This is a genomic window from Roseovarius autotrophicus (genome assembly GCF_018069895.1).
Classification (GTDB): domain Bacteria; phylum Pseudomonadota; class Alphaproteobacteria; order Rhodobacterales; family Rhodobacteraceae; genus Roseovarius; species Roseovarius autotrophicus.
In genome coordinates this window covers 144779-167462 of the sequence record NZ_JAGQDH010000003.1, presented here as the reverse complement: position 1 = coordinate 167462, position 22684 = coordinate 144779, and the positions used below count along the sequence as shown (strand labels likewise).

General features: G+C 64.6%; 23 protein-coding genes. 11 read left to right on the top strand and 12 right to left on the bottom strand.

The genetic code is table 11. The annotated features are described in order from the left end of the window. Nucleotides 1-96 precede the first annotated feature (96 nt). Nucleotides 97-819: an acetoacetyl-CoA reductase gene (gene phbB / locus KAK09_RS05435; protein ID WP_210877903.1), complete on the top strand. Its 723-nt coding sequence runs from the start codon at nucleotides 97-99 to the stop codon at nucleotides 817-819. A gap of 57 nt (nucleotides 820-876) precedes the next feature. Here phbB and KAK09_RS05430 read toward each other — a convergent pair whose 3' ends face one another. The 3 genes from KAK09_RS05430 to KAK09_RS05420 form a co-directional block, all read right to left on the bottom strand. After that, nucleotides 877-1047: a YdcH family protein gene (locus KAK09_RS05430; RefSeq protein WP_210877902.1), complete on the bottom strand. Its 171-nt coding sequence runs from the start codon at nucleotides 1045-1047 to the stop codon at nucleotides 877-879. Between the two features lie 124 nt (nucleotides 1048-1171). Continuing rightward, a complete protein-coding gene (locus KAK09_RS05425) occupies nucleotides 1172-1882 on the bottom strand; it encodes a tRNA1(Val) (adenine(37)-N6)-methyltransferase (protein WP_210878029.1) in 711 nt (236 codons plus the stop codon). A gap of 52 nt (nucleotides 1883-1934) precedes the next feature. Beyond that, the gene (locus KAK09_RS05420) at nucleotides 1935-2150 is read right to left on the bottom strand and encodes a putative signal transducing protein (RefSeq protein WP_210877901.1); all 216 of its coding nucleotides are present in this window, start codon (nucleotides 2148-2150) and stop codon (nucleotides 1935-1937) included. A gap of 55 nt (nucleotides 2151-2205) precedes the next feature. On the opposite strand from KAK09_RS05420, the gene KAK09_RS05415 reads away from it, so the two are divergent. Beyond that, complete coding sequence (locus KAK09_RS05415; RefSeq protein WP_210877900.1) at nucleotides 2206-3207, top strand: polyprenyl synthetase family protein; 1002 nt, start codon at nucleotides 2206-2208, stop codon at nucleotides 3205-3207. Here the strand turns inward: KAK09_RS05415 and KAK09_RS05410 are convergent. The 3 genes from KAK09_RS05410 to KAK09_RS05400 all read right to left on the bottom strand — a co-directional run bounded on the left by KAK09_RS05410 (nucleotide 3200) and on the right by KAK09_RS05400 (nucleotide 7481). Continuing rightward, on the bottom strand, nucleotides 3200-4018 hold the full coding sequence (locus KAK09_RS05410) for a 4-(cytidine 5'-diphospho)-2-C-methyl-D-erythritol kinase (RefSeq protein WP_210878030.1): 819 nt from the start codon (nucleotides 4016-4018) through the stop codon (nucleotides 3200-3202). The two genes, KAK09_RS05415 and KAK09_RS05410, sit on opposite strands and share 8 nt — an antisense overlap. Beyond that, on the bottom strand, nucleotides 4008-5723 hold the full coding sequence (locus KAK09_RS05405; protein WP_336244425.1) for a tetratricopeptide repeat protein: 1716 nt from the start codon (nucleotides 5721-5723) through the stop codon (nucleotides 4008-4010). The genes KAK09_RS05410 and KAK09_RS05405 overlap by 11 nt, the downstream gene beginning before the upstream one ends. A 108-nt stretch (nucleotides 5724-5831) precedes the next feature. Further along, nucleotides 5832-7481 carry an electron transfer flavoprotein-ubiquinone oxidoreductase gene (locus KAK09_RS05400; protein WP_210877899.1) on the bottom strand — a complete coding sequence of 550 codons (1650 nt, stop codon included), beginning with the start codon at nucleotides 7479-7481 and terminating at the stop codon, nucleotides 5832-5834. 263 nt (nucleotides 7482-7744) lie between these two features. Here KAK09_RS05400 and greA point away from each other — a divergent pair, with 263 nt between their 5' ends. Together greA and KAK09_RS05390 are read left to right on the top strand one after the other, a co-directional pair. After that, nucleotides 7745-8215: a transcription elongation factor GreA gene (gene greA, locus KAK09_RS05395; RefSeq protein WP_210877898.1), complete on the top strand. Its 471-nt coding sequence runs from the start codon at nucleotides 7745-7747 to the stop codon at nucleotides 8213-8215. Nucleotides 8216-8230: 15 nt separating this feature from the next. Next, entirely contained in the window at nucleotides 8231-9223 is a 993-nt protein-coding gene (locus tag KAK09_RS05390; protein WP_210877897.1) for a hypothetical protein, read from the top strand. A 6-nt stretch (nucleotides 9224-9229) separates the two neighbouring features. Here the strand turns inward: KAK09_RS05390 and KAK09_RS05385 are convergent, their stop codons facing one another. The 3 genes from KAK09_RS05385 to KAK09_RS05375 are packed head-to-tail and all read right to left on the bottom strand — an operon-like array spanning nucleotide 9230 to nucleotide 11265. After that, nucleotides 9230-9850, bottom strand: coding sequence for a class I SAM-dependent methyltransferase (locus tag KAK09_RS05385; RefSeq protein ID WP_210877896.1), 621 nt, complete (start codon nucleotides 9848-9850; stop codon nucleotides 9230-9232). A gap of 9 nt (nucleotides 9851-9859) precedes the next feature. Then, nucleotides 9860-10606 carry a CDP-alcohol phosphatidyltransferase family protein gene (locus KAK09_RS05380; protein WP_247651080.1) on the bottom strand — a complete coding sequence of 249 codons (747 nt, stop codon included), beginning with the start codon at nucleotides 10604-10606 and terminating at the stop codon, nucleotides 9860-9862. Then, complete coding sequence (locus KAK09_RS05375) at nucleotides 10603-11265, bottom strand: phosphatidylserine decarboxylase (RefSeq protein WP_210877895.1); 663 nt, start codon at nucleotides 11263-11265, stop codon at nucleotides 10603-10605. Before KAK09_RS05375 ends, KAK09_RS05380 begins: the two co-directional genes overlap by 4 nt. 128 nt (nucleotides 11266-11393) lie before the next feature. On the opposite strand from KAK09_RS05375, the gene KAK09_RS05370 reads away from it, so the two are divergent. After that, entirely contained in the window at nucleotides 11394-12329 is a 936-nt protein-coding gene (locus KAK09_RS05370; RefSeq protein WP_210877894.1) for an aldo/keto reductase, read from the top strand. Then, nucleotides 12329-12982, top strand: coding sequence for a DUF938 domain-containing protein (locus KAK09_RS05365; RefSeq protein WP_210877893.1), 654 nt, complete (start codon nucleotides 12329-12331; stop codon nucleotides 12980-12982). Before KAK09_RS05370 ends, KAK09_RS05365 begins: the two co-directional genes overlap by 1 nt. 62 nt (nucleotides 12983-13044) lie before the next feature. Here the strand turns inward: KAK09_RS05365 and KAK09_RS05360 are convergent, their stop codons facing one another. Continuing rightward, on the bottom strand, nucleotides 13045-15552 hold the full coding sequence (locus tag KAK09_RS05360) for a GcvT family protein (RefSeq protein WP_210877892.1): 2508 nt from the start codon (nucleotides 15550-15552) through the stop codon (nucleotides 13045-13047). Between the two features lie 190 nt (nucleotides 15553-15742). Between KAK09_RS05360 and panB the strand changes: the two genes are divergently transcribed. Genes panB through KAK09_RS05340 form a run of 4 tightly spaced genes read left to right on the top strand, consistent with a single transcriptional unit; the run spans nucleotide 15743 to nucleotide 18970 of the window. Beyond that, the gene (gene panB, locus KAK09_RS05355) at nucleotides 15743-16567 is read left to right on the top strand and encodes a 3-methyl-2-oxobutanoate hydroxymethyltransferase (protein WP_210877891.1); all 825 of its coding nucleotides are present in this window, start codon (nucleotides 15743-15745) and stop codon (nucleotides 16565-16567) included. Next, complete coding sequence (gene panC, locus KAK09_RS05350; RefSeq protein ID WP_210877890.1) at nucleotides 16564-17409, top strand: pantoate--beta-alanine ligase; 846 nt, start codon at nucleotides 16564-16566, stop codon at nucleotides 17407-17409. Before panB ends, panC begins: the two co-directional genes overlap by 4 nt. A 51-nt stretch (nucleotides 17410-17460) precedes the next feature. After that, nucleotides 17461-18084: a 2OG-Fe(II) oxygenase family protein gene (locus KAK09_RS05345; protein ID WP_210877889.1), complete on the top strand. Its 624-nt coding sequence runs from the start codon at nucleotides 17461-17463 to the stop codon at nucleotides 18082-18084. Nucleotides 18085-18100: 16 nt separating this feature from the next. Next, nucleotides 18101-18970 (top strand): DMT family transporter, encoded by an 870-nt coding sequence (locus tag KAK09_RS05340; protein WP_210877888.1) that lies wholly within the window; start codon nucleotides 18101-18103, stop codon nucleotides 18968-18970. A gap of 67 nt (nucleotides 18971-19037) precedes the next feature. Here KAK09_RS05340 and aroC read toward each other — a convergent pair whose 3' ends face one another. After that, the gene (aroC, locus tag KAK09_RS05335; RefSeq protein ID WP_210877887.1) at nucleotides 19038-20141 is read right to left on the bottom strand and encodes a chorismate synthase; all 1104 of its coding nucleotides are present in this window, start codon (nucleotides 20139-20141) and stop codon (nucleotides 19038-19040) included. Nucleotides 20142-20392: 251 nt separating this feature from the next. Here aroC and KAK09_RS05330 point away from each other — a divergent pair, with 251 nt between their 5' ends. Further along, complete coding sequence (locus KAK09_RS05330; protein ID WP_210877886.1) at nucleotides 20393-22030, top strand: ABC transporter substrate-binding protein; 1638 nt, start codon at nucleotides 20393-20395, stop codon at nucleotides 22028-22030. Nucleotides 22031-22089: 59 nt separating this feature from the next. On the opposite strand, the gene KAK09_RS05325 is transcribed toward KAK09_RS05330, so the two are convergent. After that, nucleotides 22090-22629: an NADPH-dependent FMN reductase gene (locus KAK09_RS05325; RefSeq protein ID WP_210877885.1), complete on the bottom strand. Its 540-nt coding sequence runs from the start codon at nucleotides 22627-22629 to the stop codon at nucleotides 22090-22092. Between the last annotated feature and the right edge of the window lie 55 nt (nucleotides 22630-22684).

Below are 22684 nucleotides of genomic sequence, written 5' to 3'. Positions count from 1 at the left end.
CGCTCACATAGCGAAAAATTTATCACGCAATAATATTGCGCCTGATGCATCAAACAGATAACCAAGTTACAACAAACAGCCAGATTGGAGGAAACCATGGCCAGAATTGCACTTGTCACCGGTGGATCGCGCGGGATCGGCGCTGCCATTTCCAGGGCGCTCAAGGCCGACGGCTATACCGTCGCCGCCACCTATGCCGGCAATGACGAGGCCGCCGCCAGGTTCACCGAGGAAACCGGCATCAAGACCTACAAGTGGAACGTCGCCGATTACGACGATTCCAAGGCCGGGATCGAAAAGGTCGAGGCCGATCTTGGCCCGATCGACATCGTTGTGGCCAATGCCGGCATCACCCGCGACGCGCCGTTCCACAAGATGAGCCCGCAGCAGTGGCAGGACGTGATCGACACCAACCTCACCGGCGTATTCAACACCGTGCACCCGGTCTGGCCAGGGATGCGCGAGCGTGGCTTCGGCCGGATCGTGGTGATCTCTTCGGTCAACGGGCAGAAGGGGCAGTTCGGTCAAGTCAACTATGCCGCCACCAAGGCCGGTGACCTTGGCATCGTGCGCAGCCTTGCGCAGGAGGGCGCGGCCAAGGGCATCACCGCCAACGCTGTATGCCCGGGTTATATCGCCACCGAAATGGTCATGGCAGTGCCCGAGGCTGTGCGCGAAAAGATCATCGCCATGATCCCGGCGGGTCGCCTCGGTGAGCCAGAGGAGATTGCACGATGCGTGGCCTTCCTTGTTTCCGACGACGCAAGCTTCATCAACGGCTCGACCATTTCCGCCAACGGCGCGCAGTTCTTCTCCTGATCACGGCACAACAGCAACGGGCCGGGGATCATCCCCCGGCCCGACCCGTCTGGTCTGTCAGGCGTTGACCGACAGGCGCTCGATCTCTTCCTTGATCTTCAATTTCTGTTTCTTGAGTTCGGCGACTTCAAGCGAGCTTGCCCCCGGCGCGCGTTGCGCTGCTTCCACCTGTTCCGAGAGCGCGTGATGTTTCCTCTTCAGTTCCTCGATATGCGAACTCAAGCTCATGGGCATCCTCCTTTGGTGGAATGTGTCTTGTCCAATCGACATGGGAATTGCAGCACAGTTTTACAATTCTGTCACGCCACAGTCGCATGACTTGCGAAAATTTCTCGGGCGGATTTTCGCCAAATCAGCGGCAAAAGGGAAGTGCCGCCGCCTCACGCAGCACAGAGGCCGTTGATTGCGTGTAGTTTTCCCTGTCACCCTCGTGTCGCACGCCCTCGTGCAGGAGCCAACCGTCGCACAGCCGCAGCGCCGCGCGCCCACCCTTGCGCCCCCGGATCAACACCAGCCGCGCCGCCCGCCCGCGCCGGGGAATCAACGGCAACACCTCTAGCGACCCGATCCGCGCGGCCATCGCGCCCAGCAACTCCGCCAGCCGCTCCGCCCGGTGGATGACGCAGACATGCCCGCCGGGCACCACGCGCCGCGCCGCTGCCTCGATCCAGTCTCCAAGCGGCACCCCCTCGCCCATGGCACCCTCACGCCCCGCATCGCGCGCGGGCGTGCTGGTGGCGCGGTCGAAGAACGGCGGGTTGAAGATCACATGCTCGAATTGCCGCGTGCGCAGCGCCTCCGGCATGTTTGCCAGATCGCCGGTCACCACCTCCATCGCCAGTCCGTTGCGCGCGGCATTCTCGCGCGCAAGCGCGGCATAACCCGGCTGCACCTCCAGCCCCACAAGCCGCACCCCTGGCACACGGGCCGCCACGCAAAGCGACGCCACCCCTGAACCACAGCCCAGATCGAGCACCGTCTCGCCCGCCCTTGCGGGCACGCTCGCCGCCAGAAGCACCGGATCGACCCCGGCGCGATAGCCCGCCACCGGCTGCGCGATCATCAGACGTCCGCCGAGAAAGGCATCGAGGCTCAATTCTTCGGGCGCGAAAGGCTCAGTCCTCAAGCGAGAACCCGTTGTCGGTCAGCACCTCGCGTGCGTCGTCGTAATCGGCATCGGCCACCATCAGGCGGCGTGGGAAAATACCGATGGATCCCTCCAGAACGCTCATGTTTACGTCCATTTCAAAGCAGGCTATATCCTCGCCCTGAAGCAGCGCCTTCGCAAAGGCCATGCTGGCCATATCGGTGGTTCGGTAAAGCTGTTTCATGCCACAGAGATAAAAGCACCGCGCCCGGTTTGTCGAGCGGGCCAATGGGGGAACGATGGGCTTGGACGAGGCCGCCACCAAACCGCATGAGGCGCTTGCCGCCCACCTTGCCGCCAAACTCGACGCGGTCAATACCCTCATCCGCGCGCGCATGGCCTCGCGCCACGCGCCGCGCATTCCCGAGGTGACGGCGCATCTGGTCGAGGCGGGTGGCAAGCGGCTGCGCCCGATGCTGACGCTCGCCGCCGCCGACCTGTGCGGCTATCAGGGTGAGCACGATGTGCGCCTCGCCGCGACGGTAGAATTCATTCATACCGCCACGCTCCTGCATGACGACGTGGTGGACGAAAGCGCAAGCCGTCGTGGCCGCCCCACGGCCAACCTTCTGTGGGACAACAAATCGAGCGTGCTTGTGGGCGATTACCTCTTTGCGCGTTCATTTCAGTTGATGGTGGAAACCGGCTCGCTGCGCGTGCTCGACATCCTGGCCGACGCCGCCGCCACGATTGCCGAGGGCGAGGTGCTGCAACTGAGCGCAGCACGCGATCTTGCAACCACCGAGGCGACCTATCTCCAGATCGTTCGAGGCAAGACGGCGGCGCTGTTTTCCGCCGCAACGCAAGTGGGCGGCGTGATCTCGGCAGCGCCCGAGGAACAGGTGGCGGCGCTCTTTACCTATGGGGACGCGCTCGGCATCGCATTCCAGATCGTCGATGATCTGCTTGATTATCAAGGCGACAGCAAGGCCACCGGCAAGAATGTCGGTGACGATTTCCGCGAGCGCAAGCTGACCCTGCCGCTGATCAAGGCGCTTGCCCGCGCCGACGAGGACGAACGCGCCTTCTGGAAGCGCACCATCGAAAAGGGCGATCAGCACGATGGCGATCTTGAACACGCGGTGGACATCCTGACCGCGCGCTGCGCGCTCGACGAGACCCGGGACGACGCGCTTGGCTGGATTACACAGGCGCGCGCCGCACTCGCTGTCTTGCCCGATCACCCGGTGCGCGACATGCTCGACGCGCTCGCCGATTACGTCGTGGCGCGCATCAGCTGAGCTGCGTGGCCGCAACCCACCATCCGCAGTTTTCCGCCGCGATCCGTGCTGCCGCCGCCTGTGCCGCGCCAGCATCGGGATAAAGCCCGAAACAGGTCGCCCCCGATCCCGACATTCGCGCCAGCGCGCAGCCTTCGCTTGCCCGCAGCCGCGCGAGAACCGCGACGATTTCAGGGCAGAGCGCCGCTGCGGGGGTCTCAAGATCATTGCGCTGCGTGCCAAGCCAGCGGATACAGGCAGCGGCGTCAGGCCAGGGCGGCAGCGTCTCGGGCATGGCCGGATTGTCGCGTCGCGCGAGCCGGGCAAAGACCTGCGGGGTCGCCACCGGCACACCGGGATTGACCAGCACCGCGTCAAGCACGGGCAGGCCGCCTACCGGCGCCACCTGTTCGCCGATTCCGCGCATCCGCGCCGCCCGCGCCAGAAGGCAGACCGGCACATCCGCCCCAAGCATCGGCACTTCGGGCAGCGCCTTGCCGGTCAGCCGGACGAGCGCCCGCAGACAGGCTGCCGCGTCGCTCGATCCACCGCCAATACCGGCGGCGGCGGGCAGATGTTTCTCCAATGTGATCGACGCCGTCACCCCCATCAGCGCGGCGGCGCGCAGCACAAGGTTCTCCGGACCCTCCGGCACCCCCGCCGCACGCGGCCCGGTCACGCGCAACGACGCGACATCGGCAAGCCTCACGTCAAGCCGGTCGCCGGTATCGGCAAAACCCACCAGCGAATCGAGCAGATGATATCCATCAGTCCCGCGGCCCGTCACATGAAGCGTCAGGTTGACCTTGGCGGGCGCGACCTCACTTGTCAGAGGCTGCGGCATTCACGGCACTCAGTGGCTCTGCCCCTTCATCGGCCAGCACCCGGTCAAGCCCGACTTCGAGCTTGCGGCGGATGCGATCCGGCTCCAGATCGGCCGAGGGTGTGGTCTTGTGCAGCGACAGCGCGCGCTTCCACTGGAACCGCGCTTCGGTCTTGCGATCCACCGCCCAAAGCACATCGCCCAGATGGTCATTGACCACCGGGTCGGTCGGCATCAACTCGGCGGCGCGCTCCATGTGGACAATCGCCTCGTCATAGCGGCCAAGCCGGTAAAGCACCCAGCCCAGACTATCGACGATATAGCCGCTCTGAGGCTGTGCAGCGACTGCGCGCTCGATCATGTCAAGCGCCTCCTCAAGATGCACCCGCTTTTCCACCATCGTGTATCCGAGGTAATTGAGCACCTGCGGGTGATCCGGGTTCAGCTCCAGCGCGCGGCGGAAATCGGCCTCGGCCTCGGGCCAGTTGTCCAGCCGTTCATGGGCGATGGCCCGAACGTAATAGACGAACCATTGCGGGTTGTCGCGCGCCTCCAGCAGGGCCAGCGCCCGGTCATAGGCGGCAACGGCCTTGGTCCACTGCTCCTGTTCGCGGTGCAGATCGCCCGCCGAAACATGCACATTGGCCATGCCGGGATGAGTCTGCGCCAACTGGTTCAGCACCTCGGTCGCGGCCTCGAGCCTGCCTGCACGACGCAGCGCGTCGGCACGCCCCAACTCGGCGGTGAGAAAGGACGGATGATCGCGCGGCACACGGCCATAGGCGTCGATCGCCAGAGAGTATTGCTCCATGCTTTCCAGCACCTGCGCGACAGTTATGGTGGCCTCTACATGGGCGGGATGGATGGCTTCGGCGGCGCGGGCATAGACCAGCACAAATTCATCGCCGGCTTCCTGCATCAGGGCGCGCGCCAGCGAAAAAAATACCTCGGCAACGCCTTCGCGCGCGTCCTCCACAAGCCCGAAGGGCACCGCCTCGCCAGCTTCGAGCGCCGCGCGCAACGCCGCAATTTCCGGGTCGGGATCATGACCAAACGTGTCATCCATGATCTCTATCGCGCGCGCCTGTTCGCCCAACTGGCTGAGAACCTGCGCCCAGGCGATGATCCCCGAGCGCGTGCGCTGCAGCGGTCCTTCGGCATCGCCCGTAAACACCCGGTCGGCAGCTTCGAAATCACCCACGGTCGCCAGCGCCAGCGCCTTGTGATAAAGCGCGAAATTGCGCAGGCCACGCTCCTCGGAGATCGCGTCCATACGCGCCAGCGCCGAGGTCATGTCGCCACGGCCGAGATCAGCCCATGCGGCGATCATTCCGTCCGCAAGCGGTCCGGCGCCGCGCTCCTGCTCGACACGCGATAGCACCGCGAGCCAATCCTCGCGCCGGACCTCATCGGCCAGAAGGGCGATCTGCCCCACCTGACTGCGCAGCCCGTCCGCCTCGACCTTGCGTGCCACGGCCACCGCCTGATCGAGACGACCAAGCGCCATATAGGCGAAACTCGCATTCTCCAGAATCGCCGGGTTGTTGGGATCGCGCGTCAGCGCCTGCGCGTAATACTGCGCTGCGGCGACGAAATCGCCCTGTGCACGCGCGTTTTGCGCCGCCAGATAGGCACCCGAGGGCTCTTGCGCCACAAGAGGCAGGGTCTGCATGAGTAGGGCGGCCAGAACGGCCTGCATTCTGCGAATGGTCACTTTTGGCTCGCCTTTTCCTGCGCGTGAATACGTCGAAGGTAATGTGCTGCCCTGCACAAGGCAATGCGGCGTGGCGGTGAGACCGCGCCGCAGGCGATCACGTGCCCGTCACATGTTCGGGTAATTCGGCCCGTCGCCACCCTGCGGCGTGACCCAGGTGATGTTCTGGCTTGGGTCCTTGATGTCGCAGGTCTTGCAATGCACGCAGTTCTGGAAGTTGATCACGAACCTCGGTTCGCGGCCCTCTTCGCGCACCACCTCATAGACCCCCGCCGGACAGTAGCGTTGTGCCGGTTCGTCATATTTCGGCAGGTTCACGGATACCGGCACGTCGGGATCGGTCAGGCGCAGATGCGCGGGCTGGCTCTCCTCGTGGTTGGTCATCGAGAAGCTGACATTGGTCAGGCGGTCAAAGCTCAGCTTGCCATCGGGTTTGGGATAGTCAATCGGCTTGTGGTCCTTGGCCAGCCCGGTCGCCGCAGCGTCGGTCTTGCCATGACCCAACGTGCCGAAAAGGCTGAAGCCCGCAGTATTCGTCCACATGTCGAAGCCGCCCAGCACGAGGCTTGGCAACATCCCCCATTTCGACCACATCGGTTTGACGTTGCGCACCTTCTTGAGGTCGCGGCCTATCGCCCCCTCACGCACTTCGGTCTCGTAGGCGGTCAACTCGTCGCTCGCGCGCCCGGCCATGATCGCCGCGTGCGCCGCCTCCGCCGCCGCCTTGCCCGAGAGCATGGCATTGTGATTGCCCTTGATGCGCGGCACGTTGACCATGCCAACCGAACAGCCCAGAAGCGCCACGCCGGGCGCGACCATCCTGGGCATGGACTGATACCCGCCCTCGGAAATCGCCCGCGCACCATAGGCCACGCGCTTGGCCCCTTTGAGCAACTCCGCGACCATCGGGTGATGCTTGAACCGCTGAAATTCCATGTAAGGGTAAAGGTGCGGGTTCTCGTAGTTGAGATGGACCACAAAACCCACATAAACCTGATTGTTCTCTAGGTGATAGATGAACGATCCGCCGCCCGCGTTGTTGCCCAGGGGCCAGCCCATCGTATGGGTAACGCTGCCCTGACGGTGCTTCTCGGGGTCGATCTCCCAGATCTCCTTCATGCCGATCCCGAACTTCTGCGGCTCCTTGCCATTTTGCAGGTCGAAGCGCGCAATCACCTCTTTGGCAAGGCTGCCGCGCACACCCTCCGACAGGAAAACATACTTGCCGTGCAGCTCCATTCCCGGCTCGTAATTCGGCCCCGGCGTGCCATCGGCTTCGCGCCCGAACTCGCCGGCGACCACGCCCCTGACCTCGCCATTCTCGCCGTAGACGATCTCGGAACAGGCCATGCCGGGGAAGATTTCCACGCCCATGGCCTCGGCCTGCTCAGCCATCCAGCGACACACATTGCCCATCGAGACGATGTAATTCCCATGGTTGTGCATCAGGGGCGGCATGGGAAAGTTGGGAATGCGGATCGCGCCTGCCTCGCCCAGCATGTAGAACCGATCTTCGGTCACGGGCGTGTTGAGTGGCGCGCCCTTCTCTTTCCAGTCGGGGATGAGCGCATCGAGGCCCGAGGGATCGAGCACCGCGCCCGACAGGATATGCGCCCCCACCTCGGAGCCCTTTTCAAGCACAACCACGTTGAGATCGGCGTCAAGTTGCTTGAGCCGAATCGCCGCGGAAAGGCCCGCTGGCCCCGCACCCACGATCACCACGTCATATTCCATCGCTTCGCGCGTTACATCCTGCATGGGTCATCCTCCTCTGGCGCGTCGCGTCCGCCGCGCAACATTCTTTCGGTTCTGCCTATCGCGCCCGCGTCCAGAGTCAATCGGAACACGACGTTATGCCGCCCCGAAACCGGCAATTTGTCACGTAAACGCGCAGAAAACGACGCAGCGCGCATCGGCTCTTGCAATCGGGCGCGCGCATCGTGCAATCTCTGGCGAACGTGGAAACGACACTGACGGGGCCCGGCGATGCGCGGCCCCGCTTCTGACAATGGACGAGTGGAATGGAAAAGATCCCGATGACCGCAGGCGGTCACGCCGCGCTGGAAAAAGAGCTCAAGCAGCTCAAGTCAGTCGAGCGTCCGGCCATCATCCGCGCCATCGCCGAGGCGCGAGAGCATGGTGATCTTTCGGAAAATGCCGAATATCACTCGGCCAAGGAGAAACAGTCCTTCATCGAGGGGCGGATCAAGGAAATCGAGAGCATCCTGAGCCTTGCCGAAGTCATCGACCCGACCAAGCTTTCGGGCCCGATCAAGTTCGGTGCGACGGTGACGCTGGTCGATGAGGACACCGACGAAGAGCACACATGGCAGATCGTCGGCGAACATGAGGCCAATATCGAGGCGGGGCTTCTCAACATGAAATCGCCCATTGCCCGGGCATTGATCGGCAAGGAAGCAGGTGACAGCGTCGAAGTGCGCACACCGGGTGGCGAGCGGTCCTACGAGGTGCTAAAGATCGCCTATATCTGACAGGCGTCCCAGCCCATGGCCCGACATCCAGACCCCAAGATTGCCACGCGCCCGCAGCTGACTTCTGTTGAACTGGCGGCAGCAGTGCTATCGGTGTTCTGGCTTGCGGGCGCGGCGCTCTGGTTTCTGGTCCTCGCCCCGACCGAGTCCGGCGCGGGTGTGGTCCTGCATTTCATCACCGTGCTCATCGCTGTGTTCATGCCGGTTGCGATGCTCTGGCTGGGGGCCACCGCCGCCCGCGCCAGCCGCACCATGCGCGAGGAAAGCGCACGCCTGCGTGCCGCCATCGACGGGATCCGCGATGCCTATATCGCACAGAATCAGTCCCTTGGTGCGGCGGTGGACAAGAGCGTGGCGCAAAAGCTCGACGAAATCGTCGCCGCACAGCGCAAGACCGAGACGGCGCTTGCAACCTTTTCCTCGGTGCGCGCGCACCAACCCGAACCGCGCCCTGTTCGCCCCACGCCGCCCCCGCCCGTGGCCCCCGGCGATCAGGTGGCGCTGCCGCTTGGCACCCCGGTGGAGGAGGTTACGCCGCCGCTGGAACGCCCCGATTTCATCCGGGCGCTCAACTTTCCCGAAAGCCCCGAGGACAAGGCCGGGTTCACCGCGCTGCGCCGCGCGCTCAAGGACCGCCCGACCGCGCAACTCATCCGCGCCGCGCAGGACGTGCTCACGCTGATGTCGCAAGATGGCATCTACATGGACGATCTGCGCCCCGACATGGCGCGGCCCGAAATCTGGCGCCGCTTCGCCGCCGGCGAGCGCGGGCGCGCCATCGCCGCGCTTGGCGGCATCCGCGATCGCTCCTCGCTGGCGCTGACAGCGGCACGGATGAAACAGGACACGATCTTTCGCGACGCGGCACACCATTTCCTGCGGCTCTTTGACCGGATGTTCACACAGTTCGCCGAGACGGCGTCGGACACGGAAATCTCGGAGTTGTCCGACACCCGCACCGCCCGCGCCTTCATGCTGCTCGGGCGGGTCGCAGGCACCTTCGACTGATCGCGCTCAGCCCGCGCGCTTCTCCAGCACCAGAAAGGTCATCATGCCCATCGGCGGCAGGCCACGCTGATCCACGACGTCAAGCGCGTCCTCGCGCAGCACGGTGCCGATCTCGAAATCCGAATGCCAGCCAAGCACCCGTTCGAGAGGGGCCGCTACGCGCGCCAATCCGGCCCAGACGCCGCGCTCGTGCTTGAAATGGTTGGTGATCACCACCTGCCCGCCGGGTCGCAACACGCGGGCGATTTCGGCCATGACGCGCTCGGGTTCGGGCACGACCGAAAGTACATGCATGGCCGCCACCGTATCGAAACTCGCATCGGGGAAATCGAGCTTGCGCGCATCCATCCGCCGCAGTCCGGCGACCTGCCTCAACCCCAGCCGGGCGACCCGCGCACGCGCCTTGCGCAGCATCGCGGGGCTGTAATCCACGCCGGTCACGCGCAGCCCTGGATCATAGGCTTCGAGCGAGAGGCCCGTGCCCACACCCACCTCGAGCACATCGCCCCCGCGCACGTTGATGTGATCCACCGCCGCGCGCCGCCCTGCATGGGTGATCTTGCCGAAAGTGGCGTCGTAGACCGGCGCCCAACGGGCATAGGAATTTCGAACGGCGTCAAGCTCCATGATTTCTTCCTACCTGTTTTGGGGATGCCATACCAGTGCCGCCCAGATCATCATTGCGATATACGCAAGACACAGCACGATCAGTGCACCCCAGGTAAAAATAACCAGCGCTGCAGCGACGCAGGCAAAGCCCAGCAGGAAGAACTTGACGTTCTCGCGCGATATTCGCGTCTTCTTGAACGACCAGACCGGCACCGGCAAAATCATCAGAAGGCCCATGGCAGCCATGTAAAGACCGATTAGTGCCGCGGGCGGCTTGGTCATGCCCGGTAGTGCGAAAGTCACGAACATGGGCAGCATTGCCAGCAGGGCCCCCGCAGGCGAGGGCAGTCCCTCGAAATAGGCCCCCGAGCCGCCCTTGGCCCCCTCTTCGCGCGACGAGACGTTGAAGCGCGCCAGCCGCATCACGCAGCAGACCGCAAAGAACAGCACCGCAATCCAGCCCGCGTGCCGCGCGTCCTGCAAGCCCCAGTAATAGATTACCAAGGGGGCCGCGACGCCGAAATTAAGGAAATCGGCCAGCGAATCGAGCTCTGCCCCCATGGCCGAAGTGCTGCGCAACAACCGCGCCAGCCGCCCGTCCAGCCCATCAAGCACCGCCGCGATCAAGAGAAGCTGCACCGCGCGCACATAGTCGCCCTGCACACCCATGCGAATTGCCGTGATCCCGGCGCAGATCGCCGCCACCGTCAGCATGTTGGGCAACAACTGCGCGAGCGTCACTTCCTTGCGCGGGCTGCGAGGCGTCCCCGTCATGCGTGAAGCTCCGCCATCACGGTTTCGCCGGCCACCATGGTCTGCCCGACCCGCACCAGCGGGATCACGCCTTCGGGCAGGTAGACATCGAGCCGAGATCCGAAACGGATGAGGCCAAACCGCCCGCCGCGCGACACGCTCTCGCCCTCATGCACGAAACAGACGATTCGCCGCGCCACGAGCCCCGCGATCTGCACCACCGGCAGCACGCGGCCATCGGCCATTTCGATCACGATTCCGTTGCGCTCGTTATCCTCGCTCGCCTTGTCGAGCGAGGCATTGAGGAACTTGCCGGGACGATAGGCGATCTTCGTTACGATCCCGGCCACCGGCGCGCGGTTCACATGGCAGTTGAACACCGACATGAACACGCTCACCCGCGTCAGGGGCACATCGGGCAGGCCCAGTTCGGCGGGCGGCACCACCGGCTCGATCAGCGACACGATGCCGTCGGCGGGGCTGACGATCAGGCCAGGACGGGCGGGTGTCACGCGCTCGGGGTCGCGAAAGAAATAATAACACCAGACCGTGAGACCGAGACCCACAATGCCTAGCGGCTCCCACAGCAGGAACAGCAACAGCGCGATTGCGGCAAAGATCGCAACAAACTTGCGTCCCTCGGGGTGCATGGGCTTGATGAATGTCTCGTGCATCTTCATGGGCGTCGGTCCTGTGCGGTGAGTGGCTTACCGCCTAAGCCGCCTGCCCGCACAATGCAAGGCGACAGAGTGACAGTCCGTCACAACCCCCGTTCCCTTCCGCGCCGACCCGTGGCACCCTCGCGCTCATGGATCAGCACATCACCTCCCCCGACGGAACCCCGGTCAGCCGCTTTGCCTTTGGCACGATGCAATTCGGCGGCAAGGCCGACGAGGCCCAAGCCCAGGCCATGTTCGAGGCCTGCCTCGCGGCCGGCATCACCCATTTCGACACGGCCTATCTTTATACCGGTGGCGCGTCCGAGACGATTCTCGGTCGCCTCGCTGCCCCGATGCGAGAGCGTCTCGTCATCGCCACCAAGGTGGGCCATGAGGGCGGGGCAAGCCGCGCCACCATGATGGCGCAGTTCGACGCCTCGCGCCGCCGCCTCGGCATGGACCGGGTGGAGATCCTCTATCTCCACCGCTTCGACCCGGAGACGCCGCTTGAAGAGACGATGGAGACCTTCGCGGAACTGCGCGAGCGCGACCAGATCGGCCATGTGGGCCTGTCTAATTTCGCCGCGTGGCAGGTGATGAAGGCCGCTTGTATCGCCCAAAGGCTGGGCTATTCCATCTCGATCCTGCAACCGATGTTCAACCTCGTGAAACGTCAGGCCGAGGTCGAGATCCTGCCCATGGCACAGGCCGAGGGGATGGTCGCGGCCTGTTATTCGCCGCTCGCGGGCGGGCTTCTGACCGGAAAGTATGTGCGCGGCGAGGGTGGGCGGATCACAGAGAACCGCACCTATGCCGCACGCTACGCGGGCGATCATCTGCACCGCGCCGCTGCCGATCTCGACGCCATTGCCAGGGAGGTTGGCGCCGATCCCGCCACGCTTGCCGTGGCTTGGGTGGCGCGGCATCCGCTCGGGCCGGTGCCGATCATCTCCGCCTCCGCGCCCGCGCAGCTTGACCCCTCGCTCGCCGCGCTCGATTTCCACATGGATCAGGCGCTTTTCGACCGGCTCTCTGCGCTCATTCCCGCGCCGCCACCCGCCACAGACCGCAGCGAGGAGATTTGATGCCCCGCCGCCTCAACCTGCCCGACACCGCCTCGATCGCCGAAGGGGCCGCAGGTGGCAAGCTGTTCGCGCCTTCGGCCGCGCGCAATGCCGATGCGATCACCGAGGCGCTTTGCGCCATCGTCCCCGTGACTGGCCAAGCGCTTGAACTTGCCAGCGGCACCGGGCAGCATGTGGTGGCCTTCGCCCGCGCCATGCCCGGCCTTGTCTGGCAACCCTCCGAAATCGACCCGGCCCGCCTTGCCAGCATCGACGCCTATTGTGCCGATGCGGCCCTTCCAAACCTGCATCCGGCCCTCGCGCTTGACGCCACCGCCCCCGGCTGGGGCGCGGCGCATCGCGGTCAGGCGCTTGTGGTGGTGGTCAATCTTCTCCACCTCATCAGCGCGCCCGAGGCACAGACTCTCATCAACGAAACCGCCGGAGCGCTTGCCCCTGGGGGCCATTTCACGCTCTACGGCCCCTTCCTGCGCGAGGGTCGCGCCACCTCCGAAGGCGATGCGCGCTTTCACGCAAGCCTTGTCGCGCAAGATCCCGAAATCGGCTACAAGGACGTGGCCCAGGTCACCGGCTGGCTTGACGCTGCCGGACTGACGCCACAGGCGCCCCGCGCAATGCCCGCCAACAATCTCTTGCTGGTGGCAGGGCGGTGACGCGCAGGCATCTGAAATCAAGCAACGAATAAGGGGGCGCCCGACGGCCCCCTCTCACGACCTCACCCGTCCTTGCGGATTGTCTCGTTTTTCGGGTCATAGGGGCTGTCGCAGGTCACGGTGGCGTCCCAGAGTTCATTGAACATCCGCACCTTGAGCCGCGTCCCCTGCACCGCCAGATCGGGCCGGACATAGCCCATGCCAATCGACTTGCCGAAGGCCACCGAATAGCCGCCCGAGGTGAGACGCCCGATGCGCTCCCCCTCCGGGGTATAGAGCGCCTCGCGCCCCCAGGGGTCGGCATCCTGCGGCCCGTCGATCAGCAGCGTGCAGCATTTGGAGCGCACACCGGTCTCGATCATCCGGGCCTTGCCACGGAACTCCTTGTCCAGATCAACGAAGCGGGGCAGATCAGCCTCCAGCGGCGTCGCGTCCCGGCCCAATTCATTACCGAAGGCGCGATAGCTCTTTTCCTGCCGCAGCCAGTTTTGCGCGCGCGCGCCCACCAGCGTCATCCCGTGCTTTTCACCGGCTTTTTCGAGCAGGTCAAAAAGGTAAGTCTGCATCTCGATCGGGTGATGCAGTTCCCAGCCCAATTCGCCGGTATAGGCCACGCGGATGGCGTTGACCGGGCACATGCCCAGCTCGATCCGCTTTGCCGAGAGCCACGGAAACCGCTTGTTGCTGAGCGCCGTTGCCGGGTCGGCGTCCTTGATCACCTCACCCAGAACATCGCGCGATTTTGGCCCGGCGATGGCAAAGACACCCCATTGCGTGGTCACGTCCTGAATCTCGATATAGCCGAACTCGGGCGCCATATCCTCGGCGGCCTTGCGCAGGTAATCGGCATCGTATTCCGTCCAGGCCCCGGCGGAGACGAGGTAATATTCGTGCTCTTTCAATCGCACGATGGTGTATTCCGTGCGCGTCGTGCCGTGATCGGTCAGCGCATAGGTCAGGTTGATCCGGCCCACTTTCGGCAACTTGTTGCAGGTGAACCAGTCGAGGAAGGCCGTCGCCCCCGGCCCCTTGACCACATGTTTGGTGAAGGCGGTGGCGTCGATCAGGCCCACGCCCTCGCGCACGGCCCTTGCCTCGTCCACGGCATACTGCCACCAGCCGCCGCGACGGAAGCTGCGGGCGTCGTGGTCAAAGGTTTCGGGCGCATCGAGAGGCCCGTAATAGTTGGGCCGCTCCCAGCCATTGACGAACCCGAACTGCGCGCCACGCGCCTTTTGCCGCTCATAGGCGGGGGCGGTGCGCAGCGGGCGGCAGGCCGGGCGTTCTTCGTCCGGGTGGTGCAGGATATAGACGTGGTCGTAGCATTCCTCGTTCTTGCGCGCGGCGAATTCGGTGGTCATCCAGCTTGAGGAATAGCGCTTGGGATCAAGGCTCGCCATGTCGATCTCGGCCTCGCCATTGACCATCAGTTGCGCGAGGTAATAACCGGTGCCCCCCGCCGCCGTGATGCCGAAGGAAAAACCCTCGGCCAGCCACATGTTGCGCAAGCCCGGCGCGGGGCCGACCAGCGGGTTGCCATCGGGCGTATAGCAGATCGGGCCGTTGAAATCATCCTTGAGGCCCGACTCCTCGCAAGACGGGATGCGGTGGATCATCGCCATGTATTGTTCTTCGATCCGCTCCAGTGCCAGCGGGAAGAGGTCTGCGCGGAAACTGTCCGGCACGCCATATTCAAAGCAGGCTGGCGCGTTCTTCTCATAGACCCCCAGAATCCAGCCGCCGCGTTCCTCGCGCACATAGCTCTGCGCATCGGCGTCACGGATCACGGGATGCTCGCGCCCGCCCTTCGCGCGGTAATCCACAAGTGCGGGATCCTGATCCATCACGACGAACTGATGTTCGACCGGGATCGCGGGGATCCTGATGCCCAGTTTGCGCGCGGTGGTCTGCGCGTGGTTGCCGCTTGCGGTCACCACATGCTCGGCGGTGATCACGATCTGCTCGTCCGAGGGCACGAGGTTGCCGCCTTTTTCCACCATCTTGGTGCAGGTGACTTCCCAGGCCTCGCCGTTCCAGTGGAACGCATCCGCCTGCCACTTGCGCTCGATCATCACGCCGCGCTGACGCGCGCCCTTGGCCATGGCCTGCGTCACATCGGCGGGGTTAATATAACCGTCGGTGTTGTGATAGAGCGCGCCCTTGAGGTCAGAGGTATTGATCAGCGGCCAGCGCGCCTTGATCTCGTCGGGGGTCAGCCACTCGTAGGGCACGCCACAGGTCTCGGCGGTCGAGGCATAGAGCATGTATTCGTCCATGCGCGCGTCAGTCTGGGCCATGCGCAGGTTGCCCACCACGGCGAACCCGGCGTTGAGGCCGGTCTCGGCCTCCAGCGTCTTGTAGAAATCGACCGAATACTTGTGGATATGGGTGGTGGCAAAGGACATGTTGAACAGCGGCAAGAGCCCCGCCGCGTGCCATGTGGAGCCGGAAGTCAATTCGTCGCGCTCCAGCAGCATCACATCCGACCAGCCCGCGCGGGCCAGATGATAAGCTATAGAGGTGCCGACGGCCCCGCCGCCGACGACAAGGGCCTTGACCTGGGTTTTCATGATAGCCGACTCCGTTCAGGCATTTCCCCGGATGTTTACCAGTCCTGCCAGACGGCGCGAAGCCCATCCGACCCAACACGGCCCGAAAGCGACGCAGCGGCCGGATTTGGCGGTGAAAACATGGGGTGTGGATATTCCCCGCGCGGCTTGATAGCGTGCGCCGCGACGCAGAAAGCCCCGAGGGACCGCCATGAGCGCCACCGCCCGCAAATCCGCCCCCCTACCCGATGACATCCGGGCTATGAAGGGCCGCGCGCCCATCGTCTCGCTTACCGCCTATACCACGCCAATGGCGCGAATGATGGATGCGCAATGCGACTTTGTCCTCGTGGGCGACAGCGTCGGTATGGTGCTGCATGGCCTGCCCTCAACGCTTGGCGTCACCATGGAGATGATGATCCTGCACGGGCAGGCGGTGGCGCGCGGCCTCAGCCGCGCCATGATGGTCATCGACATGCCCTTTGGCAGCTACGAGGAAAGCCCGACGCTGGCCTTTCGCAACGCCGCGCGACTCCTGCGCGAGACGGGCGCGGGCGCGGTCAAGCTCGAAGGCGGGCGGCACATGGCCGAAACGATTGCCTTTCTCGTGGCGCGCGGCGTGCCGGTGATGGCGCATATCGGCCTCACGCCGCAATCGGTCAACACGCTCGGCGGCTACAAGGTGCAGGGGCGGGGGACCGCCGCCGAGGCGCTTCTGGCCGATGCGCGCGCGGTGAGCGACGCGGGCGCGTTCTCGGTGGTGCTGGAAAAGGTGCCTTCGGCGCTGGCCGACCGGATCACCGCCAAGATTCCCATCCCCACGATCGGCATCGGCGCTGGCGCGGGCTGTGACGGGCAGATCCTCGTGGTCGATGACATGCTTGGCCTTTTCACCGCCTTCAAGCCGAAATTCGTCAAGCGCTATGCCACGCTCGGCGCGGATGGCGAGGCGGCGATCGCAAGCTATGCCGCCGAGGTGCGCGCGGGAACCTTTCCCGCGCCCGAGCACGGTTTCGCCGAGGAGGCGCCGAATTGAGCGCGCCGATCCTGCGCCGCCTTGCCGACCTGCGCGCCGCCACCCGGCCCTGGATACGGGCTGGAGAGCGTATCGGCGTGGTGCCCACCATGGGGGCGCTGCATGACGGGCATCTCTCGCTTGTCGCGGCGGCCCGCGCCACCTGCGACCGGGTGATCGTGACGATCTTCGTCAACCCGAAACAGTTCAACAACCCGCAGGATCTCGCCAGCTATCCCCGCACAGAGGAAGAGGACGCGCGCAAACTCGCGCGCTTTGACGTCGATGCTCTCTGGGTGCCGGATGGCGCGCAGATGTATCCGCCCGCCTTCGCCACCACGGTCTCGGTCAGCGGTTTGACCGACGTGATGGAAGGGGCCTGGCGGCCCGGCCATTTCGAAGGGGTGGCCACCGTGGTGACCAAGCTCTTTACGCAGACCTCGGCCACTGACGCCTTTTTCGGCGAGAAGGACTATCAACAGTTCCTGGTGGTGCGCCGCATGGCCACCGATCTCGACCTGGGCGTGACGGTGCATGGCTGCCCCACGATCCGCGACATCGACGGTCTGGCGCTTTCCTCGCGCAACCTGCTCTTGTCGGACCGCGCGCGCACCATGGCCCCTCGCCTGCACGAGGAGATGGAGGTGATCGCCCTTGGCCTGCGCGCAGGCAAGCCCTTTGCACCCCTGCGCGAGGCAGCGCTGACGAGGCTAGACAAAGCCGGGTTCACCGGGGCCGATTACCTCGATCTGCGCGCGCAGGACGATCTCGCCGCGCTCGACGTGCCCGACCGCCCTGCCCGGCTCTTCGCCGCCGCGTGGCTGGCAGGCGTTCGGCTCATCGACAATATCGCGGTGGAATGAGGCGCATCGCGCCCTCTCGCCTTCCCCGTTCGGCTGGGCTACACCGACCCCATGCCCAGGATCGACTCGCTCTTCGTGACCCGCCTCTATCGTGCCCGCCTGAGCGAGCACGGCCCCGCAATCGACGCGCAAGAGCTTGAGGCGTCGTGCTATTCCATCGCCGAAGATGACGAGGCCGGGCAGGCCTGGTGCGAGACCGAAGGCTATCCCGGCTACACCTCCTACGCCTCGCTCACCGACCTGCCCTGGCGGTTTCCGATCTTCGCCGATCTGGTCAAGGTCCTCGACGCGCATGTGGCGGCCTTTGCGCGGGATCTCGAATTCGATCTCGGCGAACAGGCGCTCCGGCTTGAGGATATCTGGATCAACATCCTGCCCGAGGGCGGGATGCATTCAAGCCATATCCATCCCCATTCGGTGATTTCCGGAACCACCTATGTGGCCATGCCCGAAGGCGCCTCGGCGCTCAAGCTTGAAGATCCGCGTTCGGCCCGGATGATGGCCGCCCCGCCCCGGCGCAAGGATGCGCGGCAGGACATGCGCGGCTTTGTCTATGTGACACCGCAAGTGGGCGACGTGCTTTTGTGGGAATCGTGGCTGCGCCACGAGGTGCCCATGAACATGTCCGATGAGGACCGCATCAGCGTGAGCTTCAATTACGCCTGGGGCGATTGAGGGGCAGGAGACAGCCATGGATCTGCGTGCGCTCGGCATGGGGCTGGCCTTCGCCCTGATGTGGTCCTCGGCCTTCACCTCGGCGCGGATCATCGTCGCCGCCGCCCCGCCGCTGACCGCGCTTGGCCTGCGCTTTCTGATCTCGGGACTGCTGGGGATCGCGATTGCGCTCATGCTCGGGCAAAGCTGGCGACTGACGCGCGCGCAATGGCGCGCCACGATCATTTTCGGCATCTGCCAGAACGCGCTCTATCTGGGGTTGAATTTCGTGGCGATGCAGACAATCGAGGCCTCGCTTGCCGCCATCATCGCCTCGACCATGCCGCTGCTTGTGGGGTTCTTCGCATGGGCCTTCATGGGCGAGCGGCTGGGACCGGTGGGGATATTCGGGCTGGTCGCCGGGCTGGCGGGCGTGACGGTCATCATGGGGGCACGGTTTCAGGGCGGGATGGACCTCTACGGGGTGGTGCTTTGCGTGATCGCGGTCTTTGCACTGGCCTTTGCCACGCTCGCGGTGCGCGGCGCGGCCTCGGGCGGGAATTTCCTGATGGTGGTGGGCTTGCAGATGATCGTGGGCGCGGCCATCGTCGGGCCACTGGGGCTGCTGACCGAACCGCTGGTCATCGACTGGAGCTGGACGCTTGTGCTGGCGTTTCTCTACACCACGCTCATTCCGGGACTGGCCGCGACGCTGGTCTGGTTCCTGCTGGTCGAGCGCATTGGTGCCACGCGCGGCGCAACCTTCCATTTCCTCAACCCGTTCTTCGGTGTGGCCATCGCGGCGGCGCTTCTGGGCGAGGCGCTGCGCCTCTGGGACCTTATCGGCGTGCTGGTGATCATGGCCGGGATTCTGGCGGTGCAACTGTCCCGGCAAAAGCGCGTGTGATCGAGGGTGGATCGGGGGCCAGCCCCCGAACCCCCGGGATATTTACAGCCAGAAGAAACCGGAAGGGTCAGCCGATCCGCCCGCGCGGCCCGTCACCCACCTGCCCGCGATGCAAGAGCAGGTGATCGAGCAGCACGCAGGCCATCATCGCCTCGGCCACCGGCACGGCGCGGATGCCGACACAAGGGTCGTGACGCCCCTTGGTGACGACCTCGATGGGCTGGCCCTCCACCGTCACCGAGCGGCGTGGCGTCAGGATCGAGGAGGTGGGCTTGACCGCGAAGCGCACGGTGATCTCCTGCCCGGTCGAGATACCGCCGAGGATACCGCCCGCGTGGTTCGAACCGAATTCCAGCCCGTTCTCGCCCATGAAGATCTCGTCGGCATTCTCCGAGCCGCGCAGGCGCGCGGCGGCCATGCCCTCGCCGATCTCGACACCCTTGACGGCATTGATCGACATCATCGCGGCGGCGAGATCGGTGTCGAGCTTGCCATAGACTGGCGCGCCGAGGCCCGCTGGCACGCCACGCGCCACCACCTCGATCACCGCACCGACCGAATCGTGATCCTTGCGCAGCTTTTGCAGATAGTTTTCCCATTCGGGCGCGGCCCCGGCATCGGGTAGCCAGAAATCGTTGCCGTCGATGGCGTCCCAGTCAAACCGGGCGCGGTCCAGTTCCATCTCGCCCATGGCGACCATATAGCCCTTGATGACAAGCCCCGGCACCAGCGTGCCAAGGGCGGCGCGCGCCACGCCCCCCGCCGCCACCCGTGCCGCCGTCTCTCGCGCCGAGGAGCGCCCCCCGCCACGCGGATCGCGCAGACCATATTTCAGATGATAGGTCAGATCGGCATGGCCGGGGCGAAAGGTGCGGGCGATCACGCCATAATCGCGCGAACGCTGGTCGGTGTTCTCGATCATAAGCTGAATCGGCGTGCCGGTGGTCTGACCCTCGTAGGTGCCCGAGAGGATACGCACCGCATCCGCCTCCTGCCGCTGGGTCATGTTCCTGTTCTGCCCTGGACGCCGCTTGTCGAGCCAGTGCTGAAGCATCCCCTCGTCAATCGTCACGCCGGGCGGGCAGCCATCGACGGTGGCGCCAAGCGCGGGCCCATGGCTCTCGCCCCAGGTGGTGACGCGGAAGAGGTGACCGAATGTGTTGAGGCTCATGGGCGGGCTCCTTTGGGGATCGTCTAGCCCCGCCCCGCGCCCGTCTCAAGCCAAATTGGCGGCGATCTGTCGCAAACAGGCTATCCCGCGGGGGGAATCAGGTTAGGCTTTGCCATGCGGCATGGTCGGATAACGACAGCGACCCACTGCCGGGAAAAATCGGGGGCACCGGGCTTTCCTTGGTAACACTCGGATCAAAGCCGCCCATGAACGACAATGGCACCACGCCAGGATCAGACAGGGAGATTGACATGATCAAGACACAGGACACCGTTCGCCCGGTCGTCGCAAAACTCGCCGAGGACACGCGCGCGGGCAAGATGGACCGGCGCGAGTTCATGGCGCTTGCCTCGACCTTTGGCGCCTCTTCGGCGGCGGCCTATGGCCTTTTGGGAATGGCCGCGCCGACGCCTGCGCAAGCACAGGAAGGCAAGCGCGGCGGGGTGCTGCGCGTGGCCTCGCAAGTGATGGATATCACCGATCCGCGCAAATACGACTGGACCGAGAAAGGCAATGTCGCCCGCCAGTTCTGCGAACCGCTGGTTCGCTGGGCATCGGATTTCAGCTTTCAGCCCATGCTGCTGGAAGGCTGGGAGGTCAGCGACAACGCCATGACCTATACGCTGAAGGTGCGTCGCAATGCGGTGTGGAACAACGGCGATGCTTTCACCGCCGATGACGTGATCCACAACCTCGAGCGTTGGTGCGACAAATCTGCCGAAGGCAACTCCATGGCCGCGCGCATGGGCACGCTGATCGACCCTGACACCGGCAAGGCGCTGGCCGGCGCGATCGAGCGCGTGGACGATTTCACCGTGCGCCTCAACCTGCCGCGTCCCGATATCACCTTGATTGCCGGCATGTCGGATTATCCCGCGCTGGTTGTTCACCGCAGCTTTGGCGAGGACAGCGATCTGGCCAGGGCTCCTATCGGCACCGGGCCGTTCGAGCTTGTCGATATCCAGATCGGCAATTCGGCCGAGGTCAAACGCCGCGAGGATGGCAAATGGTGGGGCGGCGATGTCTATCTCGACGGCATCCGCTTCATCGACTTCGGCAATGACAACTCGGCCATCGTCGCGGCCTTCGACGGCGACGAGGTGGATATCAACGACGAATCCACCGCCGATTTCATCGAGGCCTATGACGCGCTTGGCCTCATCAAGCAGTCCAAACCCACCGCCAACACCATCGTTGCCCGGATGCGCATGGACACGCCGCCCTATGACAGCAAGGAATTGCGCAACGCCATTCAGCTTGCCTGTGACAACGCGGTGCTGCTGGCCATCTCGATCAACAACGAGGGGATCCCGGCAGAGAACCACCATGTTGCGCCCTTCCATCCCGAATATGCCGAATTGCCCAGGATCAAGGCCGATCCGGCCAAGGCCATCGAAATGGCCCGCGCGGCGGGGCATGGCGATACCGAGATCGAGATCATCTCGATCGACGGCGACTGGCGCACCACCACCACCGACGCCATCGGCGCGCAGTTGCGGCAGGCGGGCTTCAACGTCAAGCGCACGGTGATGCCGGGCAACACCTTCTGGAACGACTGGACGAAATATCCCTTCTCCACCACCAACTGGGGACCGCGGCCGCTTGGTGTGCAGGTGCTGGCGCTGGCCTATCGCTCGGGCGAGGCGTGGAACGAGAGCGGGCATGAAAACCCCGAGTTCGACGCGCTTCTGGCCAAGGCTCTGGGCGTATTCGATGCCGACAAGCGGCGGGAACATTCCGCAAAACTCCAGTCCATGTTGCAAGATAGCGGCGTGATCATTCAGCCGTTCTGGCGCAACCAGGCTCTGCACCATACCGACCGGGTCAAGAACGTGAACGCGCACCAGTTCCGCGAGATGCATTACGAACAGGTCTGGCTCGACGCCTGAGCCGCGCCGCATTGCTGACAAGGATCGGGCCACCCTTGCCGGGGTGGCCCGTCTTCATGTCACGCCAGTTCGGCGCGCAGCCTTGCCATCCGCTCGATCAACAGCCTTTGCGACGTCTCGTCCTTGAGTCGCCCACCCTCGTCAAAGGCGTTCATCGCCCCGGCGATCAGCACCGCCGTGCCAGGCACAAGGCGCGCCTGCAACTGCGTCAGGCACGAGAGCGTCATGAATTGCGCCGTCTCGCCCCCGGTGCGCCCCGCCGAGGCCGAAACGACCACCGTCGGCTTGTCCCTGAACGCGCTCCCCGGTACGCGGCTTACCCAGTCGAGCGCGTTCTTGAGCACCCCGGTGATCCCCTTGTTGTATTCCGGCGCCCCGATCACGATGGCATCGGCCCCCTTGATCTGCGCCGCAAGCGTCTGGACCATCTGCGGCACGCCCTCGGCCTCTTCCAGATCGCCGTCATAAAGCGGCAGCGACAGATCGGCCTCGACCACCTCGGCCTCGCCAAAGGCACGCGCGGCCTCCGACAACAGCATCCGATTGTAAGAGCCCTTGCGCAACGAGCCCGAGATCAACAGCAGCACCGGTTTGGTCATCATCTTTTCCCTTGGTTGCAACGCGCTTGCGCGCCTTATCAAAGGCTAACTGTTG